A 21,245-nucleotide genomic window follows, 5' to 3' on the forward strand; every position below is an offset into this window, starting at 1 on the left:
AGACGTACGTTCCCTCCGATTTTGCGGTATAATAGCAGAAGACGAGGTGAAAAAGCATGAACCAATCAGAAATGTGCCCCAGATTCGAAAAAGCGGTCGACATCCTAAGTAAACGCTGGGTGGCTCTAATCGTCTTTCAGTTATTGAACGGACAGCAGCGATTTAGCGAAATTGAAGCGGCGCTTCCGAATTTAAGCGGAAGAGTCTTGTCAGAACGTCTGAAAGAACTTGAAACAGAAGGTGTCATCAAACGGGATGTTATCCCCGAAACGCCTGTCCGTATTGAGTATTCTTTAACGAAAAAAGGCTGTGCATTAGCCCCTATTTTAGAGGAAATTTCCAAGTGGTCTTCAACATGGATTGATCCTTCCTGATAAACGCTTTTCCGCATAAGCGGCTGATCTCTCAAACGGACAGCCGTTTTTCATTTTGCCTTTCTTAAACAGGAAAACAAGCCCTCATGCCTGCAGGGCTTGTTTTTGTCTGATACCTTCCAGCGGAATTCGGATTTCCGCACGGGCTCCTCCAGACTCTTGATTTTCAAGTATTAATTCGCCGTGGTGAAGATGTACGACATGATGGGCGAATGTAAGCCCCATGCCGTGATGCCCCGCCGAATGTCTGCTTTTATCCTCCGTGTAAAAAAGCTGTGTCGCCCTTTTCAGCGCTTCCTGCGAGAACCCGCTTCCGCTGTCGGATACGGCAATACTGAGTGCGGTATCGGTGCATAGGACGTCCACACGGATTTCTCCTCTTTCCGGCGTATAGTCGACGGCATTCGCCGCGATATTCATAACCGCCCTGCGGAGCAGTTCTTGATCAATCGGCGCTTCTTTTCGGTCAATGCCCCGCTCACTGAGGACGAGGTCAATCTGTTTCGGCCCCGCAAGCGCCGCCGCGTCACGATATATGTTTTGAGCCCACTCTTTGAGATCGGTATACTCCAGATGAACGGCAACTGCCTCCTCCGCTTTAGAAAGCTGAATCAGCTGCCCGACATATTGCTCGATTTTGTTTCCGGCATCAAGGATATACTGCGTGTATTCCGTCTGCTCCTCATCTGGTTCTGTTAACTGAAGCAGCTCGGCATTTCCTTTAATGATCGTTGCCGGAATTTTAATATCATGCGCAAGCGCGCCGATCTGTTCCTTCTTTATCCGCTCCGCCTCCCATTGCGCCGCCAGAGATGCCTGAAGCGCGTCTTTCATTTTCAGCAGAGAGTCAATGACATCGTCAAATTCCTTGATGCGCGGCCTTTTTGGATTGATATTTAAATTCTGTTTTTGAATGCTTGCCGTAATGGAGCTGAGTGTGCTGAAATGCCGTCTCAGCTGATTGGCGAATCGCGTCGTCACGATAAACACGGTTAAAAGAAGCAAAGTGATCAGAACCGCAAGACCCGTCCATTCATAATTCGGCAGATAGCGCCTTAGCAGCGGCGACTGAAATTCCGACCTGAGTGAATATTGAAGAACGCCGTATTCATTTTTCCGATCAACCACCATGAAACCTTTTTGAGCATAATTAAAATACGGCTGGTGCTGGATCTTTTTTCTGGCGTTGGCCGCGTCTTTTTCCGTCATCGTTCCTTTCGTCATCCGCTTTGTTTTTTTATCAAAAACGGCGTATGTCATACCGTCGGGGATCATGTCTTCTGTTATCTTTTCCGCCGATTTCAGGCGGGGCTTGATCTGTTCCGCCTCATGCTCGCTGTAATTTGCCGGCAGGATCGCTCCGGCATTCAGGGCAATGGCATTTAAGGCGACGCATAATGCCGCCACCCCCATCGTGCTCAGACACAGCGTGATGGTAAATTTGACAAGCTCTTTGCGGATGCTGGATTTTCCTTTTGCTATTCCCATTTGTATCCGACACCCCACACCGTTTTGATCGGATCAGCCCCGTGTTCTTTACATTTTTTCCGGATGGTTCTGATAAACTCCGTAATGGTTGAATAGAGCGCATCGCCGTCCAAGCCGTACACTTCCTCGTAAATCTGCTCCCGTGAGAATGTTCTGTTTTTATGCTGTGCCAGAAATTCTACGATTTTATATTCGTTTTTCGTAAGAGGCAGCTTCCGGTCATCAAACCATACTTCTTTATTGTCAAAATCAAACATGAAGCCTGATATCAGACGTTTTGTCTGACGCTTTTCCCGCTGTTCCCTTCTGACATGCGCGTTTACCCTTGCCATCAATTCCTGTACGCCGAACGGCTTTGTGATGTAATCATCAGCGCCTGTCATGAGGCCTTTCACAATGGATTCTTCGTCAGATTTTGCCGTTAAAAACAGGATCGGGCTGTCCACCAGCGGCCGAATCCTCCGGCAGAGTTCAATCCCGTCGGTTCCGGGCATCATGACATCAAGAAGAATCAAATCATAGCCTTGAAAAAAATCCAATGACTGATCTTCCGCTTTTTCCAGAATCGTTACTGTATGCTGATCACGCTGTAAAATGTTTCTGATCAGAACGAGAATATCTTTTTCATCATCTACCGCTAAAATGTTTGCCACCGGCCGAATCGCTCCTTGCCTTTATTCATATGAACGCCGCCCTTCCCATCTTCTGCACCAATGGAGGCCGGCCAGACATAATATCACTATAGAAAAATATAACATTATTTCTCCGAATCTCATATCGTATCTCACATATGGGAGGAACTCTTTTTTGACTTTGTCAAAATGCAGCAGTCCTGCAAGGCCCGACAGCCGCACGCTCCATGCCCACGGGAAAAAACGCCAGATGACATCGCCCAATCCTGTATTCATCAGCGCCGCCATTAATAAACCCGCTCCCCCTAAAAGCCCGGACGGTCCCATGCCGTACTTTATACCGACAAAAAAAGACATCATATAAAGCGGAATACTGCCGGCAATCAGCCACGCCCCTCCCTTTAAAAAGAGAAAGTACGGAAGGTCATTGATGTGAAGAATACATTTCATCCCCGCCAAATAAAGACAGATGGCAAGACCTATCGATAACACATTCAACAGCAGCAATAGAAGCAGCTTGCCCGCAAAACTGACGATTTTCGAATGCGGAACCGCCAGCATCATCTGAAAATGACCCTGTTCCTCGACGGAGGCAGACATGCCGCAGACAATACTGATGATTAAAGGGTAGAAAACGGCAATCGCGCTGAAAAAGACGTTGTACAGCACATAAGGTTCCTGAATCCTTCCATACATATACAACAGGTACAACAGGAAAAATCCCGCGCATACGGCCGGCGCCGCCGCATGCATCCATATGAGCGGCGTGCGCTTCATTTTTAATACATCGGCCCACATAGATCTGAAAAGCATGGTCATGACCGGTTTCCCCCTTTTGCAAAAGGCACGGCGGAAATCAAACTTATTGCGATAAAAGAAAGGATAGAAAGAATAATAGCCGGAAAGATCACATTTCCGTTTAATAAGCCGCTGTCTGCGGGAAGCGGAATTCCGTTCGGATGGATCCCGAGAATCGGTGACATCACCCGGACTGACCAGCTCCACGGACTCAGCCACCACAATGAACCGGACGCCGGCACAATACCCAAAACAAAAGCGGCGATCAGATTCGCGAGAATGACTGCCGTAAATCCGAACTGTCTGGCAATCCATAAGCACAATGGGATTTCCCAAAGCGTCGTCAGCCATAAAAGGGAGCCCGCTTCAACGCCTTTCAGCTGCAGCGCAGCAATTCCCGGAAACACAAGGCCTAGTAAAAATATGATGATGAAAAAGACGATTTGCGACAGAAGTGAATACAGCGCGATCAAGCTTATTTTTGAGAGCCATATGCTTTTTAAGTCTGCCGGCAATGAGTACACCGCGCGGTCAATCGCAGATTTTTTCTCTTTTTTAACAGATAAACCGCACATTAGAGCAATCATGAGCGGCATAAAAATAACCGCCCACCAATTGAACGTGCCCGTCATAAAATAGGCCGTATTCAGCAGAAAAGAAAAAGCTGTGTTCAGAAGCGGAATCAGAATGATCAGCTTTCTGATAAATGTTCTTTTAGATGTAAGGTGTTCCGCCTGCATGTACTGAATCATTTTCCTGTCCCCGCTTTCTCCCGTGTTGATTTGACTACCTCCAGAAACAGCTGCTCCAGATCGTCTTCCCGGCTGATTTCTCCTTGATATCCCAAAACACCGTCACTGATGATTCCGATATGGTCTGCGATCTGCTCGACTTCAGATAACAGGTGGCTTGATAAAATCACCGTCATTCCCTGTCCGGGCAGGGAGCGGATAAATTCCCGCAAATCCTGAATCCCCATCGGGTCCAATCCGTTTGTCGGCTCGTCAAGAATTAAGAGCGACGGACGGTTGACTAATGCCAACGCAATGCCGAGACGCTGTTTCATTCCCATGGAAAATTGGCCGGCGCGCTTTTTTCCGGTTCCCGTTAATCCCGTGATTTCCAGCACCTCCGCAATTCTTGAATCAGGAAGCCCGAGCATCACGCAGCGGACTTTCAGATTTTCAGCGGCTGTCAGGTTGCTGTAAAGCGGCGGCGCTTCAATCAGGGAACTGATCTTTTTCAAATCTTCGCGCTTCCATGGATGCCCGTCGAACAAAACCTCGCCGGATGTTTGCTGCAAGATGCCGGTCAATATTTTAAGAGTCGTTGATTTTCCGGCGCCGTTCGGACCGAGCAGGCCGTATATACTGTTGCGCTTAACCGATAGAGACACATCAGCCACTGCCTGGTGTCTGCCGAATGATTTTTGCAGCTGTCTCGTTTCTAAGATGTTGCTCATATGATTACCCCTCTGCTTTGTTATTTGATATGTAAGACTTTACAGCGCAGTTATCAAAATTTAATCAAGAAATCAAAAAAAGCATTCTTCACGCGGAAGAATGCTTTTTTTTATGAGGCTGAGCGTACGATCAGCTTTCTTTTTTGTTTTTTCACAGGGCTGAGGGCTCGTTCCAGCCACGCCATCAGCAGGTCTGCGGCTACCGCCATCAGCGCGGTCGGAATGGCGCCCGAAAGAATAATGGCGGTTCCGTTTGTCGCGTTCGAGCCTCTGACGATCATATCCCCGAGGCCGCCTGCGCCGACGAAGGTGCCGATTGCCGTGATGCCGATCGCAATGACGAGCGCCGTTCGAAGACCCGCCATAATGACGGAAAGCGCAAGCGGCAGCTCCACCATGCGAAGCACTTGATATTTCGTCATGCCCATCGCTTTTCCCGACTCAAGATAAGCGTGCTCAATATTAATAATGCCCGTGTGCGTATTCCTGAGAATCGGCAGCAGTGAATACAGAAACAAAGCCGTGATGACCGTATTGGCGCCAAGTCCCATGACAAGCATCAGGACGGCGAGCATCGCAAGCGCCGGAACGGTTTGAATCACGTTCGCCACAGCAAACACCCAGCTTGAAAGACGCCCGTGCCTCGCTGTCACAATGCCGGCCGGAATGGCGAAAACGGCGGCGAAAACGACGCCGTACGCCGACATGAGAAAATGCCGCCAGCACTCATACAGAACATAGCTGCCGTTTTGAGCGTAATACGTAAACAGCTCTTTCAGCGTGTCCATCCGCATATCTCCTTTCCGTTATTCAAAGTAATGATGCTTTTCTAAAAATTCCTTTGCCACGACGGAAGGCTCTTTTAATTGGCCGTCGACTTCGTAATTCATTTTCTGCATCATCTTTGTATCAATCGCGCCGATCATTTGATTGATCACGCCTTCCAGCTCAGGATGCTCGTTTAATACACGTTTCGGAACGACGGGTGAACAGTCGTACGGAGGAAAGAACCGCTTATCATCCTTCAGTGTTTTCAGTCCGTAAGCAATGATTCTTCCGTCGGTGGAATAAGCGAGCGCGATATCCATCTTTCTGCTTTTCAGCGCGTCGTAAACGAGGCCGATCTGCATCGGATACGTGCCTTCAAATGACATTCCGTATGTGTTCATAAAATCCTGATATCCGTTGCCTCTGAGCTTCATCCAATAGTTATCAACGCCGAATTTCAGATGAGACGCTTCTTTTTTGACATCGGATACCGTTTCTAAATGGTATTTGCGGGCAAGCTGTCCGGAAACGGTAAAGACGTATGTATTATCAAAGCCGTAAGAATCAAACCATTTCATGTCATATCTGTTTTGAAATTCACGCTGAACGAGCCGCAGCGCTTTGTCCGGGTCTTTTTTCGGCTCCATGCGAAGCGTGCCCGTCAGCGCGTCCCCCGTATAGCGCGTCGCGGCGATATCAATATCACCGTTGATCAAGGATTGCTGCTGTACGGCGTTGGAGCCGAGATTTTTAATAACGGTTGTTTTCAAATCGCTGTGATGTTCAATCATCTGTCCGAGCATGCTCGCGATGATTTCTGATTCGGTCATGCTTTGCGCCCCGATTTTGATGGTATCCTCCGACGCGGCGCTCAATCCCGGAAGCGAACAGCCGCCAAGGAGCAGCATGCCGATACAGGCGAATGCGAGCAGCCGTTTTTTGCATCTATTCCCCACGAGAGACTTCCTCCTTATGAAGCATTTTTTATGTCCTTCAGCCCGTCAGGCGTAACTTTCCGTTCTGTCATCCCGAGCATGCAGTCGACGGCGGCCGCTAACATCGTGACCGGAACGGCGCCTGCGATAATATACTCCGGCTGATAAAGGTTCAAGCCGATAAAAATGTAATCTCCCAGCCCGCCTCCGCCGATAAAGGAAGCGAGCGTCGCCCAGCCGATCAAATAAATCGCAGACGTCCGGATACCCGCCATGATGACCGGGGCGGCAAGCGGGAGCTCTACAAGCCCGATCTGCTCCCATGCGGTCATGCCGATTCCTTTTCCCGATTCAAGAAGATGCCGGTTGACACCGAGGATTCCCGTATACGTGTTTCTGAGAATCGGCAGCACGGAATAGAAAAACAGCGCCGCAATGGCCGGGACCTTTCCCACGCCTAAAAGCGGAATAAAAAATGCGAGAATGGCAAGGCTCGGCAAAGTTTGGATGATATTGACGATGCCGATGACTGTGCCGGCGCCTCTTTTCATCCTCGTCAGCAGGACGCCGAGCGGAACGGCGGCGAGAATGCCCGCCATGACGGCGATTAATGAGATGTACAAGTGCTCCCATGTTTTATAAAGCATCTCTCCTCCATTTGCCTGTAAAAATTGCACGGTCTGATTCATATCAATTGAAGCCCCCTCATGACATCACCGCGAGCTCTTTCTCTTCTCCCCAAATGGAGTCATAGACGATGTCAACGAGGCTTGCCCTTGTCACGATTCCCGTTAAACGGCCGGCTTCATCAATGACGGGCACAAATTTCATGCCTCTTTTTAAAATTTTATGGACGGCGTCGCGAAGCAGGGTGCCGCTTCTGACCGTGTATAGATCGCGCTCAAGCACTTCCGCGACGGTTGCCGCCTGTCTTCGTTTGCGGTCAATCATTTCCACATCGACATAACCTTGGAGAATATTCTTCTCATCGATGACGAGCAGCGAATCCACCCGCTCGGCGCGCATCAGCTGAATGGCGGCTGACAGCGTTTTCTCAGGTGTTACCGTCACAGGAGCGGAATTCATGATCTGCTCCACCCGTTCAATATCAGGGCTGGATGATTGAATCAGCCGTTCTTTGCCGATAAACTCCTCGACAAATTCATTCGCCGGAAATCTGAGAATGTCATCAGGCGTTCCGGCTTGGACGATTTCTCCCGCTTTCAGAATGACGATTCTGTCCGCAAGTTTGATGGCTTCGTCCATATCATGGGTAACAAATACGATGGTTTTATGTAAGGTTTTTTGCAGTTTTTTAAATTCTTCCTGAAGGGAATCCCTCGTAATCGGGTCAAGCGCCCCGAACGGTTCATCCATTAAGATAAGCGGCGGCTCTGCGGCAAGTGCCCGTAATACACCTATTCGCTGCTGCTGTCCTCCGCTCAGTTCATGAGGGTAACGGTCTAAATATTCAGGCCCCATATCAACGAGCTTTAAAAGCTCCCGCGCCCGTTCCTTCCGTTCTTTTGCAGGATGTTTTAAAAGTTTCGGAACGAGGGTAATGTTCTGCTGAATGGTCATATGCGGAAACAGCCCGATCTGCTGAATGACATAACCGATGCTTCTTCTGAGTTCCACCGGGTCTTGTTCCATAATGTTTCGGCCCTCTATCAGGATTCTGCCTTCTGTCGGTTCAATTAAGCGGTTGATCATTTTCATCGTCGTCGTTTTCCCGCAGCCGCTCGGTCCGATAAAACAAATAAATTCGCCCTTAGCGATATTCAGGTTGATGCTGTTGACGGCTTTTTTTCCGCCTTTATACGTTTTCGAGACATTTTCTAATGTCAGCAAACACTCACACCTCCATGATTAAGTTTATTCAATTCGTTAAATTTGTATTTAACTTTTCAGGCAATTGAATGTTTCCCATTATAAATTAAACTTTATAAATAAAAAAGTTTACAATTTGTCCATATTATATATAAAGGTTGTGTAAGCACTGATTTACCCGTATTGACCGGCAAAGTTCTTCTTATTGCTCCGAATTACTGCCAAATTCTCTCGGAAGAGCATTTCCGCCGGTTTAAAAATATGGTATATTGACATCGGAATTGCTGACTGAAAGGATTGAAACTGTTGGAGAAAGATCCGTTACACATAATCGAACAAGCCGAAGATCATTTAATAGAACGAATCGCTGAAAATATGCATACATTCGGGATGCCCGCGACGGTGGGACGCATTTTAGGCATTATTTATATGAACCGCAAGCCGATGACCTTAACTGAATTATCAGAAGCGACCGGCATGAGCAAAACGAGAATGAGCCAGGCCGTCCGTGAAATGCTTGACGTCAATCTGGCGGAAAAAGTGTTTGAAAAAGGCGTCCGCAAAGATTTATACGACGTCGAGCAGGATTATTACCAAACCTTTATTACGCTGTTTACGGCCACATGGAGCAAGGTCGTCAGCAAAAATAAGATGATGCATAAAAAGCTGAACCGCGAACTGACGGCCGTTCTTGAAAACGGCGTGCCGGAGGAAGCTGAGGAAAAAATCAATGAACTGCTGAAAGAATTAAAGGATTGGCTTGATTACTACAATTGGATCAGCCGCCTGATCGAGTTTTTCGAAAGCGAAGAAATTTTCAAGCATGTTCCGAAGCCATAAGAAAAAACGCCCTGACCCGCAAGGCGTTTTTTTCATGCCGCATTTGGCGCTTTGGATCGTTTTTTCTTTCTCCCCGGACTCAGCGCCCGCTCCAGCCACGCCATCACAAGATCTGCGATAACGGCCATCAGCGCTGTCGGGATAGCGCCGGCTAAAATAATCGCGGTTCCGTTCGTGGCGTTTGAGCCCCTGACAATAATGTCACCGAGTCCGCCGGCGCCGACAAACGTACCGATTGCCGTAATGCCGATTGCGATGACGAGCGCCGTCCGCAGCCCCGCCATAATGACGGAGAGCGCAAGCGGCAATTCCACCATGCGAAGCACTTGAAATTTGGTCATGCCCATCGCTTTTCCCGATTCAAGATAAGCATGTTCAATGCTGGCGATTCCCGTGTACGTATTCCGGATGATCGGAAGAAGCGAATATAAAAACAGCGACAAAATCACCGTATTGGCGCCGAGCCCCATGACAAGCATCAGCACCGCGAGCATCGCAAGCGCCGGCACGGTCTGAATCACGTTTGTCACCGCGAATACCCAGCCGCTTAATGTTCTGTATCTGGCAATGAAGATGCCGAGCGGAATCCCAACGATCGCCGCAAATAAAACGCCGTATACCGACATGAGAAAATGGCGGTAAAACTCCTGAAGCACATAGGCGCCGTTTTGAGAATAATAAGTGCCGAGCTGCTGCAGCACTTCCATTTGCCCCACCTCATTTCTTATTCAAAATAATGATGTTTCTCCAAAAATTCTTTAGCGACGACGGACGGTTCTTTCAGCTTGCCGTCCACCTCGTAATTCAATTCCTGCATCGTTTGCGTATCAATTTTGCCGATCAGTTTATTCACAATGCCTTTCAGTTCCGGATGCTGTTTCAGCACGCTGTCGGGGATGACCGGTGAACAGTCATACGGCGGGAAAAACTGCTTGTCGTCTTTTAAAATTTTCAGATCGTATGCTTTAATCCGTCCGTCCGTTGAATAAGCGAGGACGGCATCCATTTTCCCGTTTTTCACGGCATCGTATACAAGTCCGATCTGCATCGGATAGGTTGTGCCGAATTCAAAGCCGTACGTATCGGTGAAGCCCTTATAGCCGTCGCCTTTTCGTTTCAGCCACGCATTATCTACACCGAGCTTAAATTGATCCGCATACTTCTTAATATCTGATACTTTGTCTAAATGGTCTTTTTCCGCAAGCTCTTTCGTGACGGTAAAAGCGTATGTGTTTTCAAACCCGTAAGAATCAAACCATTTGTAATGGAAGCGTTTCTCAAATTCTTTCTGCACGATGGATAATGCTTTTTTCGGATCTTTTTCCGCTTCCATGCCGAGGGTGCTCGTTAAGTCAGTTCCCGAGTAGCGCGTCGCGGCGATATCGATTTCACCGCCGAGCATCGCCTGCTGCTGGACATAGTTTGATCCGAGGTTTTTAATTAATGCCGTATTCAAATCTGTATTGTGCTCAATCATCTGTGCGAGCATATTGGCGATAATTTCTGATTCCGTCATGCTTTGCGCCCCGATTTTAATCGTATCATCGGAAGCCCCGCTCAGCCCGGGAAGGGAACAGCCGCCTACAAGCAGAGCAGCCGACAGCGCCAGCGCGCACATCCATCTCTTTAGGTTTCTTTTCAAAACAGCCAACTCCTTATGATACTTCCTTCAGTCCTTTCAGCCCTTTCGGCGTCACCTTCCGTTCCGTCGCCGCTAGCAGATAATCAATGATAATGGCTAAAATGGTGACAGGCACGGCGCCGCCGATAATATATTCAGGCTGATAGAGGTTCAGGCCGATAAAAATATAGTCTCCGAGCCCGCCGCCCCCGATAAAAGAAGCAAGCGTCGCCCAGCCGATCAGATAAATGGTGGATGTGCGGATGCCCGCCATGATCACCGGAACCGCAAGCGGCAGTTCCACAAGCCTGATCTGCTCCCAGACCGTCATCCCGATGCCTTTTCCCGATTCCAGCAGATTTTTGTTTACGCCTTGAATGCCGGTGTACGTGTTCCGGAGAATCGGCAGCACTGAATAGAAAAACAGCGCGACGATCGCCGGCAGCTTTCCCACCCCTAACAGCGGGATAAAGAATGCCAGTATCGCGAGGCTCGGCAAGGTCTGCACAATGTTGACGGCGCCGATGACGGCGCCTGCGCCCTTTTTCATTCTCGCCAGCGCCACTCCGAGCGGAACGGCGACGAGAATGCCTAATATGACGGCGATGATTGAAATATATAAATGCTCCCACGTTTTATATAACAGCTCTCCGCCGTTCGTCTGCAAAAACTTGATCATTTCATTCATTGTAAGCGTTCCTCCCCTTGTCAGCCTGTCACCAGCTGGTCTTCCTCGCCCCAGATTGAATCGTAAACGATGTCGACAAGGCTCGCTCTCGTGACAATCCCGACCAAATGCCTTTGTTCATCAACGACGGGTACGTATTTCATTCCGCGCTTTAAAATTTTGCGTACGGTATCGCGGAGCAGCGTCCCCTGTTCGACCGTATACAGATCAGAGCGGAGCACGTCGCCGACGAGGCTCGCTTTTTTCCGGTTCTGATCAATGATTTCGACATCCACATATCCTTGCAGCACATTCAGGTCATCAACGACAAGCAGGGAATCGACACGGTGCTCCCGCATCACCTGTATCGCCTGCGAAAGCGTTTTGTCCGCCGTAACGGTGACAGGCTTTTTGTTCATCATCTGCTCGACGCGTTCAATGTCAGGTCTTGATTGCAATAACCGTTCTTTGCCGATAAATTCTTCGACAAACTCATTAGCCGGATTTCGGAGGATGTCATCAGGAGTGCCGGCCTGAACGATCTCTCCCGCTTTTAAAATGACGATCCGGTCAGCCAGCTTAATGGCTTCATCCATGTCGTGGGTGACAAACACAATCGTTTTATTCAGTGTTCTTTGCAGTTTTTTGAATTCTTCCTGAAGCGAATCACGTGTAATCGGATCAAGCGCTCCGAACGGTTCATCCATGAGAATAAGGGGGGGTTCCGCTGCCAGGGCGCGCAGCACGCCGATTCTCTGCTGCTGTCCGCCGCTCAGCTCGTGAGGATAGCGGTCTAAATATTCCGGGCCCATATCGACGAGCTTTAAAAGCTCCCGCGCCCGTTCCTTCCGCTTTTGTTCCGGCCATTTCAGCAGTTTCGGCACGAGGGAAATGTTCTGCTGAATGGTCATGTGGGGGAAAAGTCCGATCTGCTGAATGACGTAGCCGATTTTCCGTCTCAGCTCCACGGGGTCCTGCTCCATGATATTTTCGCCATCGATAAAAATCTTTCCTGATGACGGCTCAATCAGTCTGTTAATCATTTTCATCGTCGTTGTTTTTCCGCAGCCGCTCGGCCCGATAAAACAAATAAACTCGCCTTTTTCGATATTTAAATCAATGCTGTTGACGGCTTTTTTTCCGCCTTTATAGATTTTTGATACATTTTCTAATCTCAGCAATCCGTGCACCTCCGAAGGATTCCGTTATTTTTCTGAAAAGTATAATCTTTATTATAAGATGAAGTTTATAAAATAAAAAGTTTACAATGTGTTGAAATTACATATAATATACGTATTATTTGATGTTATCCTGCTGACAACGGGGACGTTCTTACAATCGCTCCGGATAGCTCGCATATCCTGCCGCATCATCTTTTTCAACAACTGTAAAAAATATGATATATTGTCAGCATGAAAAGCCAGTGAAGGGATGATCAGCCGTGGAAAAAAACGCTCTTGATATCATCGGTCAAGCTGAAGAGCATCTCATTGAGAGAATCGCCGAGAATATGCATACATTCGGAATGCCGGCCACACTGGGGCGTGTGCTCGGTATTATTTATATGAACCGAAAGCCGATGACGTTAAATGAGCTGTCAGAGGCGACCGGCATGAGCAAAACGAGGATGAGCCAGGTGGTCCGCGAGATGACCGATGCCAATCTGGCTGAAAAAGTGTTTGAAAAAGGCGTTCGGAAAGACCTTTACGACGTGGAGCGTGATTATTACCAGACGTTCATCTCCCTGTTTACGGCAAATTGGACAAAGGCGGTCAGCAAAAATAAAATGCTGTATAAGAAGCTGAACCGTGAGCTGACTGAGCTTCTGGAATCGGAAAACCTCAGTCCCGAAATTGAAGAAAAAGCCCGTCAGCTTTTGGACGAACTGACGGACTGGCTCCATTATTATGACTGGCTGAGCCGTTTGATAGAATTTTTTGAGAGTGAAGAAGTGTTTCAGCATGTGCCGAAAATAGAAAAAAGCAGCGCCCGCAGATAACCGGGCGCTGCTTTTTTTAAGTCAGGAAACCAATATCGGGAACATGCCTTTCAGACCGGCGCCGATCATGCCGATCGCCACTACCGCCAAAATCAAACCCATCAGCCGGGTAATCACGTTCATTTCGGTTTTCCCGAGCCTATTGCTGATGAAAGAAGAATAGTGAAAGAAGATGAACGTCATCGCGATGACGGCCGCAATACCGATCAGCACGCTGATGTAATGGAAGATGCCGCCGTGTCCGGCCGACAGACTCATTACCGTCGCAATCGTTCCGGGACCGGCGATAATCGGGATCGACAGAGGCGTCACGGAAATATCCGCTTTCTCCTTGCTTTCCCCTTTCTCTTCATGATGAAGGGACTGTACATGTGATTGTTTCGCGTTCAAAAGATTATAAGCGATGCCGAAAATAAAAATGCCGCCCGCGATACGCAAGGCATGAATATTAATGTCAAACAGTTTAAAGATCAGATGGCCGAAGATTAAAAATGCCGCCAAGATGATAAACGACAGCACGGACGCCTTGCGCGCGATCGCTGTCCGTTCTTTCTCCGGGCAGCCCTCTGTCAGTGAAAGAAAAATCGGCACGTTTCCGATGGGGTTGGACACTGCAAACAGGGAAATGAAGACATGAATGATAAATGAAAACATGCGTACCTCCTTATGACTTGCCGTTGTGATTTATGTTTTGTTTTCCGCTGTTTCTTATGCATGATTTTTACCCCGGTGCCTGCTTCTTGTAAAATCAGCCTGCCGATCCGGAAACAGAAAAAAACCGCCCTTACAGGACGGTTTTTTCCGTTTGCTATCTCCATAAGCCTTTTCCGAATTTCAACAGCCGATAAAGCATTTTTAATTTTTTTAGCATCTGTTAATTTCCTCTATCACCCTGAATCAATACTCTCGTTAAAAATTCTACCATAATGGGTACTTTTTCTCTATTATCAAATAATAGAGAAAGTGAATTGTATATCTTTAGAAATCTCCGTTACATCCGTCCTATTTTCTTTTATAATGTAAATATTGAACAAAATCCCTATATTACATGTAAAAGGAGTTTTAGAATGTATTGTCCTCAATGCGGCCATCATACAGATGGCGGAAAGTTTTGTGAAAAATGCGGTGCGCCCCAGCCCAACCAGACCGGTTCAGGCCAAATGCAGGCCGGCGCTGCTGCTAAACAGGCTTCAAAGCAATTTGCCTTATTCGTGCTTAATGTATTAAAGAAACCGTATCAGACATGCAAAACGACAGGCGGTGAACAGCTTGTCAGCAGCATAATCAACATGGTGCTTTTCTGTCTGGTGACGCCGATTATGATGTATATTCTCTTATCAGACGGCTTTCGTGACGTCAGTTTTACCGCGGTTGTGATCAAACCGGCGCTTACCTTTGCCATATGTGTATTCTGCCTGTATCTCTTGATTTTTATCGCGTTGAAGGCCGGCGGCGCGCAGGTGTCATTTAAAGATTCGCTGTCCAGATTCGGGGCGTTTTTGATTCCGTTTACGGCTATTTTGCTTCTTGCACTCATTTTTATGCTGATGCACACAACCGTTTGCTTTACCGTTCTGGCTGTCGGTCTATTAGGAGCGGCGTTTGCCGTGCCTCCGCTCATGCTGGCGAGCTACCAGCATCAGCTCACGGCTAAAGCGGATATCACTTATGCTGTTATCGTCATCTATTTCATCATTTGCATAACGTTTCAATTCACGATCAAGCATTACACAAAAGAACTTATGAATTATTTTTTCTTTTAAAAACGAAAACCCCCGCCGCCTGATTGGCGCGGGGATTTTTTTATTGAATGGATGTTAAATAAATTCTTCCGTCTTTCACAACGCCGCCATACGTCCAATTGTATGTTCTGAGCTTCGGACTGCCGCCGGCTTTCGTAATATAAAACTCCTCATACGTATGAATCGTCAGATGGGAGCCGTTCTGCGAAAAGCTTTTGACATTCACTTCATTAAATACTTCTGTCGTTCCCTCGCCGTATAGTTTTTTAACCAGTTTTTGCTGATCAGCATACAAAGGGCTTCCCTCTTCCAAATTGCCCGCCATGATGGCGAAATTGTTCAGGCTGACGGCGCTTGATTGGTTTGTCAGGTAATCAGCCATAAACGATGTGACTTGTTCATTCGTGAGGCTGCCTGAAGCTGCCTTTCCTTTGGATGACGTCCATGCGGATGTGTAGGTTTTCGGCTGGTCGTTTTTTATTTTTTTCACATTTGCCCCAGAAGAATCTGAGGCTGGATCAGCTTTTTCAAAAACCCATTTTTTATGCTTTGTATCATATGACAGTACATAATGAAAGCTCGGTTCAGCCTCTTCCATATCTGGCTTCGTATTCCTGTCGAAATAAGCAGACTCATGAAGCTCTTTACCTGTAACAGTTACTTGCCAGCGGCCGTTCTCTTGTGAAATCGCAAATGAGTCCAGATCAAAGCTTGTCTCTTTATACTGATCCTTCAAAAAAGTGCCGGAACTCTTCATGCCGGAAACCACTTCTTTCGTCTGCTCCTTCCACGCTGAACCAGCCTCGGTCATCTGATCCGTATTTCCGTCTGCCATGGCTTTTGTATACTGCTTCGTTGTTTTGACAATCGTGTCCATGATTGTTTTTTGTGTATCTTGATCGGGAATTAGCGTTAGTTCCATGTCAGTGCCATTGATCGGAACATCGGCAGTTTTTGTTTCCCCCCAAGGAAAATCAGCCTCCACGGCGGCTGTCATGGAGCCGTCAGTTAAGAGCGGGCCGTATGTAACGGACTTAAAAGGGTCTTTATGGACGGACTTGCCGTTTATCAGCAGATCGCCTTTCGCGTTTTTGAAGCTGTCTGCCGGAGTGAACGTCACATCCTCGGCGTCTAACGGCAGGTCAAACTCAACATTCCGGCTTCCGGCCGCCTCCGCCTCTTGCTTTTTGACAACGTCAACCGTGTCATTTTGAAGCTTGGCTTCCGCCGTATAGACACCGGGTGCATACGGGCCGAATGTTTGGGCTTCATCGGCTTTTTTGACCGTACCGGTTTTCTCGCTGTTGATATAAAGATCGGCGCCTTTATAATTGCTGGTGACGCGGAAATAAACCGGATCGACTTTCAGTTCATAATGGTCGAACAAGAGAAGGGTTTTTCCCTCTTTTTTGACGTATACCGCATCTTTTTCAGATGAATGGCCGCGAAGCGATTCCAGCAGTTCACCGTGTTTCTTTGCGTATGCAAGGAGCGGTTTGACATTGGTCTCATTCAGCTTCAATTTTTTGTCTGAAGGGGTGAGAAGGGCTGCGAGCTTTTTCGTATCCCCGTCATGAACCGCCTGTTCGAATTGATCCGTGAGCCTTTTTTCAGATGTCAGCCAGGCTCCGGTTTTATATGCGGCAATCAATAAGATCAGCGCTGCGGCGATGCCTCCCCATAGGAAGAGCGTTTTTCTAGGGATCGGCTTTCTCGGCTGTGATGCGGATTCAGCCGCCTGCCGCTCCAGCCGGCTTCCTTTCCCAATCGGCTTTCCGCATTCTTTACAGAAATGCGCCTCTTCATTATTCTGTCGGCCGCAATATTTACAAAAAAACATGACTTTCCCCCTATTCAATCTGCAAAACTTGTATAACTTTTCCTATGTTTCATATTTTATAATAAAGTAGAATGATTTTGGAGTTATTTTGAAAAAATAGCTGCTGATCACAATGAAGGAGGAGAAACGGACATGCAAAAACTGAGCATCCGAAAAGCGGCAGAGCGGGATGAAGCGCTGTATGAATTATTGCTGCTGGCCGATCCGTCAAGGGAAATTGTCGATGATTATCTTGCCAGAGGCGAATGCTATACGGCTTGGACGTCAGACGAGCTTGCAGGGGTTTACGTCCTTTTAAAAACAAGACCAAAAACGGTGGAAATCGTCAATATTGCGGTAAACGAATCAATGCAGAATAACGGCATCGGGAGAAGGCTCATAGAAGAAGCCATGAATAAGGCAAAACAAATGGGAGCAGCGACTATTGAAATCGGAACGGGCAACTCCAGTATAGGCCAGCTTGCCCTTTACCAAAAATGCGGCTTCAGACTCCAAGCCATCGACCATGATTTTTTCATCAGGCATTATGAAGAGGAGATTTTCGAAAACGGGATACAGTGCCGCGATATGGTAAGGCTTTATGCAGACATATAAAAAAACCTCCCCTTGGGGAGGTTTTTTCGATTACTTATTCAAGTTATAGAAAGAGTTGATACCGTGGTATTGAGCAGTTTCAGCCAATTGATCTTCGATGCGAAGTAATTGGTTGTATTTCGCCACACGGTCCGTACGAGACGGAGCACCTGTTTTGATTTGTCCAGCGTTTGTTGCAACAGCGATGTCTGCAATAGTGCTGTCTTCAGTTTCACCAGAACGGTGAGAAATAACAGCTGTGTATCCTGCGCGTTTTGCCATTTCGATTGCATCAAATGTTTCAGTTAATGTACCGATTTGGTTTACTTTGATCAGGATTGAGTTGCCTACGCCGTTTTTAATACCTTCAGCAAGTTTTTTCGTGTTTGTAACGAAGAGGTCGTCACCGACAAGCTGAACTTTTTTGCCAAGACGCTCAGTAAGAAGCTTGTGGCCTTCCCAGTCGTTTTCGTCAAGTCCGTCTTCGATAGAGATGATTGGATATTTAGAAACCATTTCTTCATACCAGTCAACCATTTCAGCAGATGTTTTCACAACGCCTTCGCCAGACAGATGGTATTTGCCGTCTTCTTTGTTGTAGAACTCAGAAGATGCAGCATCCATAGCAAGTTTCACTTCTTCGCCAGGTTTGAAGCCGGCTTTTTCGATTGCTTCAACGATTGTTTGAAGCGCTTCTTCGTTAGAACCAAGGTTCGGAGCGAATCCGCCTTCGTCACCTACAGCTGTGTTCATGCCTTTAGCAGAAAGAACTGATTTCAGGCTGTGGAAGATTTGAGCGCCCATGCGAAGCGCTTCACGGAAGTTAGGCGCGCCTACAGGCATAATCATGAATTCTTGAATGTCTACGTTGTTGTCAGCATGCTCTCCGCCGTTTACGATGTTCATCATCGGTACAGGAAGCGTTTTTGAGTTGAAGCCTCCAAGGTACTGATAAAGAGGGATCTGTAAGAAATCAGCAGCTGCGCGCGCACAAGCCATAGATACGCCAAGGATTGCGTTCGCACCGAGTTTGCCTTTGTTTTCAGTTCCGTCAAGCTCGATTAAAAGCTGATCGATTGCGTTTTGTTCTGTTACGTCAAAGCCGAGAAGCTCTGGAGAAATGATTTCGTTTACGTTGTTAACAGCAGTTAACACGCCTTTTCCAAGATAACGGTCTTTGTCGCCGTCACGAAGCTCAACTGCTTCGTATTCGCCTGTAGAAGCTCCGCTTGGCACTAATGCGCGGCCGAAAGCTCCTGTTTCTGTATATACTTCAACTTCAACTGTCGGGTTGCCGCGGGAGTCAAGGACTTCGCGTGCATAAACATCAACAATGTATGGCATGTGTTTTGTCTCTCCTTTTGATTTACGCTTATTTTTGAATTAAAGATGTTCCTGTCATTTCTTTCGGTTTTTCAACACCGAGAAGGTCTAATAACGTTGGTGCGAGGTCGCCTAGGATTCCGCCTTCGCGCAGCGTCACGCCTTCTTTCGTCACAATGACAGGGACTGGGTTTGTCGTATGGGCAGTGTGCGGTTCGCCTGATTCTGTAATCAGAATGTCTGCATTACCGTGATCAGCGGTAATGATGGCATGCCCGCCTTTGGCAATGATGGCGTCAACCACTTCGCCTAAGCACTCGTCCACTGCTTCAATTGCTTTAATCGTCGGTTCGACCATTCCGGAGTGGCCGACCATGTCAGGGTTTGCAAAGTTCAGGATGATCGCGTCATGCTTGTCAGCCGCGATTTCTTTTACAAGAGCATCCTTCACTTCATACGCACTCATTTCAGGCTTCAGGTCATATGTCGCGACCTTCGGCGAGTTAATGAGGATGCGCTCTTCGCCCGGGAATTCTTCTTCGCGGCCGCCGCTCATAAAGAACGTAACGTGCGGATACTTTTCAGTTTCTGCAATGCGAAGCTGTTTTAACCCGTGCTGTGCTAATACTTCACCAACCGTATTGTCAAGGTTTACCGGTTTAAAAGCCACATATCCGTCAACAGATTCACTGAAGTGAGTCAGGCAGACGAAATACAGGTTTTTCGGATGATGTTCACCGCGGTCGAAATCGCGGAAATCTTTGTTGGTAAACGTGTTCGAAATCTGGATGGCGCGGTCAGGTCTGAAATTATAGAAAATCACAGAATCGCCGTCATGAATTTTCGCAACGGGTTCACCGTTTTCTTTTGTGATGACGGACGGAATGACGAATTCATCATGAATGCCGTTCGCATAAGAATCGTCGACGACATCCATCGCGCTGCGGTAAGACGGGCCTTCACCGTAAGCCATTGCGCGGTACGCTTTTTCTACACGATCCCAGCGTTTGTCGCGGTCCATAGAGTAGTAGCGTCCGGAAATGCTGGCGATTTCGCCGACGCCGATTTCTTCGATCTGCTCATTCAGCTGCTGAATGTAAGTTTTCGCCGTTTGCGGACCTACATCGCGGCCGTCGAGGAAACCGTGGATATACACCTTCGTCAGCCCTTCACTTTTCGCAAGCTTGAGCAGCGCGAATAAATGATTGATGTGACTGTGTACGCCCCCGTCAGAAAGAAGACCGAACAGGTGCAGCGCTTTGCCGTTGTCTTTCGCGTTTTTGATGGCGTCAAGGAACGTTTGATTGCGTTCGAATTCGCCTTCGCGGATGGCAACGTTCACGCGTGTTAAGCTTTGGTACACAATACGTCCTGCGCCGATATTCAAATGTCCGACCTCAGAGTTCCCCATCTGTCCTTCAGGCAGTCCGACTGCTTCGCCTGATGCCGTCAGCGTCTGATGAGGGTATTGGTTCCAATAACGGTCGAAATTCGGTTTTTTCGCTTGTGCGACTGCGTTTCCGACTGTTTCATTGCGTAATCCGAACCCATCAAGAATGATGAGTGCAGCTGGTTTTTTACTCATATTGACCTTCCTCCAATAATTGAACGAATGACTGCGGTTCAAGGCTTGCGCCGCCGACCAAAGCACCGTCAATATCGGACTCTGCCATATATTCTTTAATATTTGCAGGTTTTACGCTGCCGCCGTATTGAATGCGGAGCTTGTCAGCAGTTTCCTGGCTGAAGCTTTCAGCAACGACTTTACGGATATGCGCGCAGACGTCGTTAGCGTCTTTCGCTGTAGAAGATTTGCCTGTTCCGATTGCCCAGATTGGCTCGTACGCAATAACGGAAGCAGCAACTTGCTCTTCAGAAAGACCCGCAAGACCTTTTTTCACTTGATCGGCAACAAGATCATTTGTTTTTCCGGCTTCGCGCTCTTCAAGCGTTTCACCTACGCAAATGATCGGCACAATGCCGTGTTTGAAAGCGGCATGCGCTTTTTTGTTAACAGTTTCATCTGTTTCAGCGAACATTTCACGGCGCTCAGAGTGGCCGATGACGCAGTAATCCACGCCAAGGTCTTTCAGAGCGACCGGGCTGATTTCGCCTGTGAACGCACCGTTTTCTTCAAAATGCATGTTTTGGGCGCCGACTTTTAAGTCAGTTCCTTTAACAGCAGAAGTCAGCTTTTCTAAGAAAAGTGCTGGTGCGCAAACAACGGCTTCCGCTTTGTCTGCTGCTGGAATGGAAGATTTCACTTCTTCAACGAAGCTGACAGCCTCGCCGAGTGTTTTGTTCATTTTCCAGTTACCGGCTATAATTGGTTTTCTCATCTGTTCCACTTCCT

At 47.7% G+C, this 21,245-nt stretch carries 23 protein-coding genes; 5 read left to right on the top strand and 18 right to left on the bottom strand.

The window, feature by feature from the left end; translation table 11 throughout:
• The first annotated feature begins 56 nt into the window (after positions 1–56).
• Positions 57–374, top strand: coding sequence for a catDE operon transcriptional regulator CatR (gene catR / locus ACXN9U_RS15675; RefSeq protein ID WP_016937909.1), 318 nt, complete (start codon positions 57–59; stop codon positions 372–374).
• Between the two features lie 84 nt (positions 375–458).
• Here catR and ACXN9U_RS15680 read toward each other — a convergent pair whose 3' ends face one another.
• The 9 genes from ACXN9U_RS15680 to ACXN9U_RS15720 all read right to left on the bottom strand — a co-directional run bounded on the left by ACXN9U_RS15680 (position 459) and on the right by ACXN9U_RS15720 (position 8,308).
• Positions 459–1,862 (bottom strand): sensor histidine kinase, encoded by a 1,404-nt coding sequence (locus ACXN9U_RS15680; RefSeq protein WP_060964251.1) that lies wholly within the window; start codon positions 1,860–1,862, stop codon positions 459–461.
• The gene (locus ACXN9U_RS15685) at positions 1,853–2,515 is read right to left on the bottom strand and encodes a response regulator transcription factor (protein ID WP_016937907.1); all 663 of its coding nucleotides are present in this window, start codon (positions 2,513–2,515) and stop codon (positions 1,853–1,855) included. Before ACXN9U_RS15685 ends, ACXN9U_RS15680 begins: the two co-directional genes overlap by 10 nt.
• Positions 2,516–2,536: 21 nt before the next feature.
• Positions 2,537–3,313 carry a lantibiotic immunity ABC transporter MutG family permease subunit gene (locus ACXN9U_RS15690; protein ID WP_489201881.1) on the bottom strand — a complete coding sequence of 259 codons (777 nt, stop codon included), beginning with the start codon at positions 3,311–3,313 and terminating at the stop codon, positions 2,537–2,539.
• The gene (locus ACXN9U_RS15695; protein ID WP_172869914.1) at positions 3,310–4,044 is read right to left on the bottom strand and encodes a lantibiotic immunity ABC transporter MutE/EpiE family permease subunit; all 735 of its coding nucleotides are present in this window, start codon (positions 4,042–4,044) and stop codon (positions 3,310–3,312) included. The genes ACXN9U_RS15690 and ACXN9U_RS15695 overlap by 4 nt, the downstream gene beginning before the upstream one ends.
• Positions 4,041–4,754: a lantibiotic protection ABC transporter ATP-binding protein gene (locus ACXN9U_RS15700; RefSeq protein WP_172869912.1), complete on the bottom strand. Its 714-nt coding sequence runs from the start codon at positions 4,752–4,754 to the stop codon at positions 4,041–4,043. Before ACXN9U_RS15700 ends, ACXN9U_RS15695 begins: the two co-directional genes overlap by 4 nt.
• A 110-nt stretch (positions 4,755–4,864) precedes the next feature.
• Entirely contained in the window at positions 4,865–5,542 is a 678-nt protein-coding gene (locus tag ACXN9U_RS15705; protein WP_045925945.1) for an ABC transporter permease, read from the bottom strand.
• 18 nt (positions 5,543–5,560) lie between these two features.
• Entirely contained in the window at positions 5,561–6,430 is an 870-nt protein-coding gene (locus ACXN9U_RS15710; protein ID WP_201025266.1) for an osmoprotectant ABC transporter substrate-binding protein, read from the bottom strand.
• A gap of 62 nt (positions 6,431–6,492) precedes the next feature.
• Positions 6,493–7,146 carry an ABC transporter permease gene (locus ACXN9U_RS15715; RefSeq protein WP_489201882.1) on the bottom strand — a complete coding sequence of 218 codons (654 nt, stop codon included), beginning with the start codon at positions 7,144–7,146 and terminating at the stop codon, positions 6,493–6,495.
• A gap of 16 nt (positions 7,147–7,162) precedes the next feature.
• Positions 7,163–8,308, bottom strand: a complete 1,146-nt coding sequence (locus ACXN9U_RS15720) for a betaine/proline/choline family ABC transporter ATP-binding protein (protein WP_489201883.1) — start codon at positions 8,306–8,308, stop codon at positions 7,163–7,165.
• Positions 8,309–8,593: 285 nt separating this feature from the next.
• On the opposite strand from ACXN9U_RS15720, the gene ACXN9U_RS15725 reads away from it, so the two are divergent.
• Entirely contained in the window at positions 8,594–9,127 is a 534-nt protein-coding gene (locus tag ACXN9U_RS15725; protein ID WP_045925941.1) for a GbsR/MarR family transcriptional regulator, read from the top strand.
• 32 nt (positions 9,128–9,159) lie between these two features.
• Here ACXN9U_RS15725 and opuCD read toward each other — a convergent pair whose 3' ends face one another.
• Genes opuCD through opuCA form a run of 4 tightly spaced genes read right to left on the bottom strand, consistent with a single transcriptional unit; the run spans position 9,160 to position 12,596 of the window.
• Positions 9,160–9,834: a glycine betaine/carnitine/choline/choline sulfate ABC transporter permease OpuCD gene (gene opuCD, locus ACXN9U_RS15730; protein ID WP_060964245.1), complete on the bottom strand. Its 675-nt coding sequence runs from the start codon at positions 9,832–9,834 to the stop codon at positions 9,160–9,162.
• A 17-nt stretch (positions 9,835–9,851) separates the two neighbouring features.
• Positions 9,852–10,745 (bottom strand): osmoprotectant ABC transporter substrate-binding lipoprotein OpuCC, encoded by an 894-nt coding sequence (gene opuCC / locus ACXN9U_RS15735; protein WP_060965105.1) that lies wholly within the window; start codon positions 10,743–10,745, stop codon positions 9,852–9,854.
• A 37-nt stretch (positions 10,746–10,782) separates the two neighbouring features.
• Positions 10,783–11,436 (bottom strand): ABC transporter permease, encoded by a 654-nt coding sequence (locus tag ACXN9U_RS15740; RefSeq protein WP_060964244.1) that lies wholly within the window; start codon positions 11,434–11,436, stop codon positions 10,783–10,785.
• Between the two features lie 20 nt (positions 11,437–11,456).
• A complete protein-coding gene (gene opuCA / locus ACXN9U_RS15745) occupies positions 11,457–12,596 on the bottom strand; it encodes an osmoprotectant ABC transporter ATP-binding protein OpuCA (protein WP_016937896.1) in 1,140 nt (379 codons plus the stop codon).
• A gap of 260 nt (positions 12,597–12,856) precedes the next feature.
• Here opuCA and ACXN9U_RS15750 point away from each other — a divergent pair, with 260 nt between their 5' ends.
• On the top strand, positions 12,857–13,414 hold the full coding sequence (locus ACXN9U_RS15750; protein WP_188154438.1) for a GbsR/MarR family transcriptional regulator: 558 nt from the start codon (positions 12,857–12,859) through the stop codon (positions 13,412–13,414).
• Between the two features lie 21 nt (positions 13,415–13,435).
• Here ACXN9U_RS15750 and ACXN9U_RS15755 read toward each other — a convergent pair whose 3' ends face one another.
• Entirely contained in the window at positions 13,436–14,068 is a 633-nt protein-coding gene (locus ACXN9U_RS15755) for an NAAT family transporter (RefSeq protein WP_489201884.1), read from the bottom strand.
• Between the two features lie 413 nt (positions 14,069–14,481).
• Here ACXN9U_RS15755 and ACXN9U_RS15760 point away from each other — a divergent pair, with 413 nt between their 5' ends.
• Positions 14,482–15,177: a zinc ribbon domain-containing protein gene (locus ACXN9U_RS15760; RefSeq protein WP_489201885.1), complete on the top strand. Its 696-nt coding sequence runs from the start codon at positions 14,482–14,484 to the stop codon at positions 15,175–15,177.
• A gap of 40 nt (positions 15,178–15,217) precedes the next feature.
• On the opposite strand, the gene ACXN9U_RS15765 is transcribed toward ACXN9U_RS15760, so the two are convergent.
• Positions 15,218–16,996 carry a zinc ribbon domain-containing protein gene (locus ACXN9U_RS15765; protein WP_489201886.1) on the bottom strand — a complete coding sequence of 593 codons (1,779 nt, stop codon included), beginning with the start codon at positions 16,994–16,996 and terminating at the stop codon, positions 15,218–15,220.
• A 132-nt stretch (positions 16,997–17,128) separates the two neighbouring features.
• Between ACXN9U_RS15765 and ACXN9U_RS15770 the strand changes: the two genes are divergently transcribed.
• On the top strand, positions 17,129–17,590 hold the full coding sequence (locus ACXN9U_RS15770; protein WP_060964239.1) for a GNAT family N-acetyltransferase: 462 nt from the start codon (positions 17,129–17,131) through the stop codon (positions 17,588–17,590).
• Positions 17,591–17,620: 30 nt separating this feature from the next.
• Here ACXN9U_RS15770 and eno read toward each other — a convergent pair whose 3' ends face one another.
• The 3 genes from eno to tpiA are packed head-to-tail and all read right to left on the bottom strand — an operon-like array spanning position 17,621 to position 21,231.
• Positions 17,621–18,913 carry a phosphopyruvate hydratase gene (gene eno, locus ACXN9U_RS15775; protein ID WP_007409956.1) on the bottom strand — a complete coding sequence of 431 codons (1,293 nt, stop codon included), beginning with the start codon at positions 18,911–18,913 and terminating at the stop codon, positions 17,621–17,623.
• 28 nt (positions 18,914–18,941) lie between these two features.
• Positions 18,942–20,477, bottom strand: coding sequence for a 2,3-bisphosphoglycerate-independent phosphoglycerate mutase (gene gpmI / locus ACXN9U_RS15780; RefSeq protein ID WP_060964238.1), 1,536 nt, complete (start codon positions 20,475–20,477; stop codon positions 18,942–18,944).
• Positions 20,470–21,231: a triose-phosphate isomerase gene (tpiA, locus tag ACXN9U_RS15785; protein ID WP_003151618.1), complete on the bottom strand. Its 762-nt coding sequence runs from the start codon at positions 21,229–21,231 to the stop codon at positions 20,470–20,472. The genes gpmI and tpiA overlap by 8 nt, the downstream gene beginning before the upstream one ends.
• Between the last annotated feature and the right edge of the window lie 14 nt (positions 21,232–21,245).

It is taken from the genome of Bacillus sp. BACIII (assembly GCF_057836745.1).

Excerpts from the sequence above, each read along its gene's own strand:
- ACXN9U_RS15760 (WP_489201885.1), top strand. The coding sequence starts at position 14,482 with ATGTATTGTCCTCAATGCGGCCATCATACAGATGGCGGAAAGTTTTGT.
- ACXN9U_RS15710 (WP_201025266.1), bottom strand. The coding sequence starts at position 6,430 with ATGCTGCTCCTTGGCGGCTGTTCGCTTCCGGGATTGAGCGCCGCGTCG.
- ACXN9U_RS15705 (WP_045925945.1), bottom strand. The coding sequence starts at position 5,542 with ATGGACACGCTGAAAGAGCTGTTTACGTATTACGCTCAAAACGGCAGC.
- opuCC (WP_060965105.1), bottom strand. The coding sequence starts at position 10,745 with ATGTGCGCGCTGGCGCTGTCGGCTGCTCTGCTTGTAGGCGGCTGTTCC.
- catR (WP_016937909.1), top strand. The coding sequence starts at position 57 with ATGAACCAATCAGAAATGTGCCCCAGATTCGAAAAAGCGGTCGACATC.
- ACXN9U_RS15740 (WP_060964244.1), bottom strand. The coding sequence starts at position 11,436 with ATGAATGAAATGATCAAGTTTTTGCAGACGAACGGCGGAGAGCTGTTA.
- gpmI (WP_060964238.1), bottom strand. The coding sequence starts at position 20,477 with ATGAGTAAAAAACCAGCTGCACTCATCATTCTTGATGGGTTCGGATTA.
- ACXN9U_RS15695 (WP_172869914.1), bottom strand. The coding sequence starts at position 4,044 with ATGATTCAGTACATGCAGGCGGAACACCTTACATCTAAAAGAACATTT.
- ACXN9U_RS15770 (WP_060964239.1), top strand. The coding sequence starts at position 17,129 with ATGCAAAAACTGAGCATCCGAAAAGCGGCAGAGCGGGATGAAGCGCTG.
- ACXN9U_RS15700 (WP_172869912.1), bottom strand. The coding sequence starts at position 4,754 with ATGAGCAACATCTTAGAAACGAGACAGCTGCAAAAATCATTCGGCAGA.
- ACXN9U_RS15755 (WP_489201884.1), bottom strand. The coding sequence starts at position 14,068 with ATGTTTTCATTTATCATTCATGTCTTCATTTCCCTGTTTGCAGTGTCC.
- tpiA (WP_003151618.1), bottom strand. The coding sequence starts at position 21,231 with ATGAGAAAACCAATTATAGCCGGTAACTGGAAAATGAACAAAACACTC.
- ACXN9U_RS15765 (WP_489201886.1), bottom strand. The coding sequence starts at position 16,996 with ATGTTTTTTTGTAAATATTGCGGCCGACAGAATAATGAAGAGGCGCAT.
- ACXN9U_RS15715 (WP_489201882.1), bottom strand. The coding sequence starts at position 7,146 with ATGAATCAGACCGTGCAATTTTTACAGGCAAATGGAGGAGAGATGCTT.
- ACXN9U_RS15690 (WP_489201881.1), bottom strand. The coding sequence starts at position 3,313 with ATGACCATGCTTTTCAGATCTATGTGGGCCGATGTATTAAAAATGAAG.
- ACXN9U_RS15680 (WP_060964251.1), bottom strand. The coding sequence starts at position 1,862 with ATGGGAATAGCAAAAGGAAAATCCAGCATCCGCAAAGAGCTTGTCAAA.
- eno (WP_007409956.1), bottom strand. The coding sequence starts at position 18,913 with ATGCCATACATTGTTGATGTTTATGCACGCGAAGTCCTTGACTCCCGC.
- opuCD (WP_060964245.1), bottom strand. The coding sequence starts at position 9,834 with ATGGAAGTGCTGCAGCAGCTCGGCACTTATTATTCTCAAAACGGCGCC.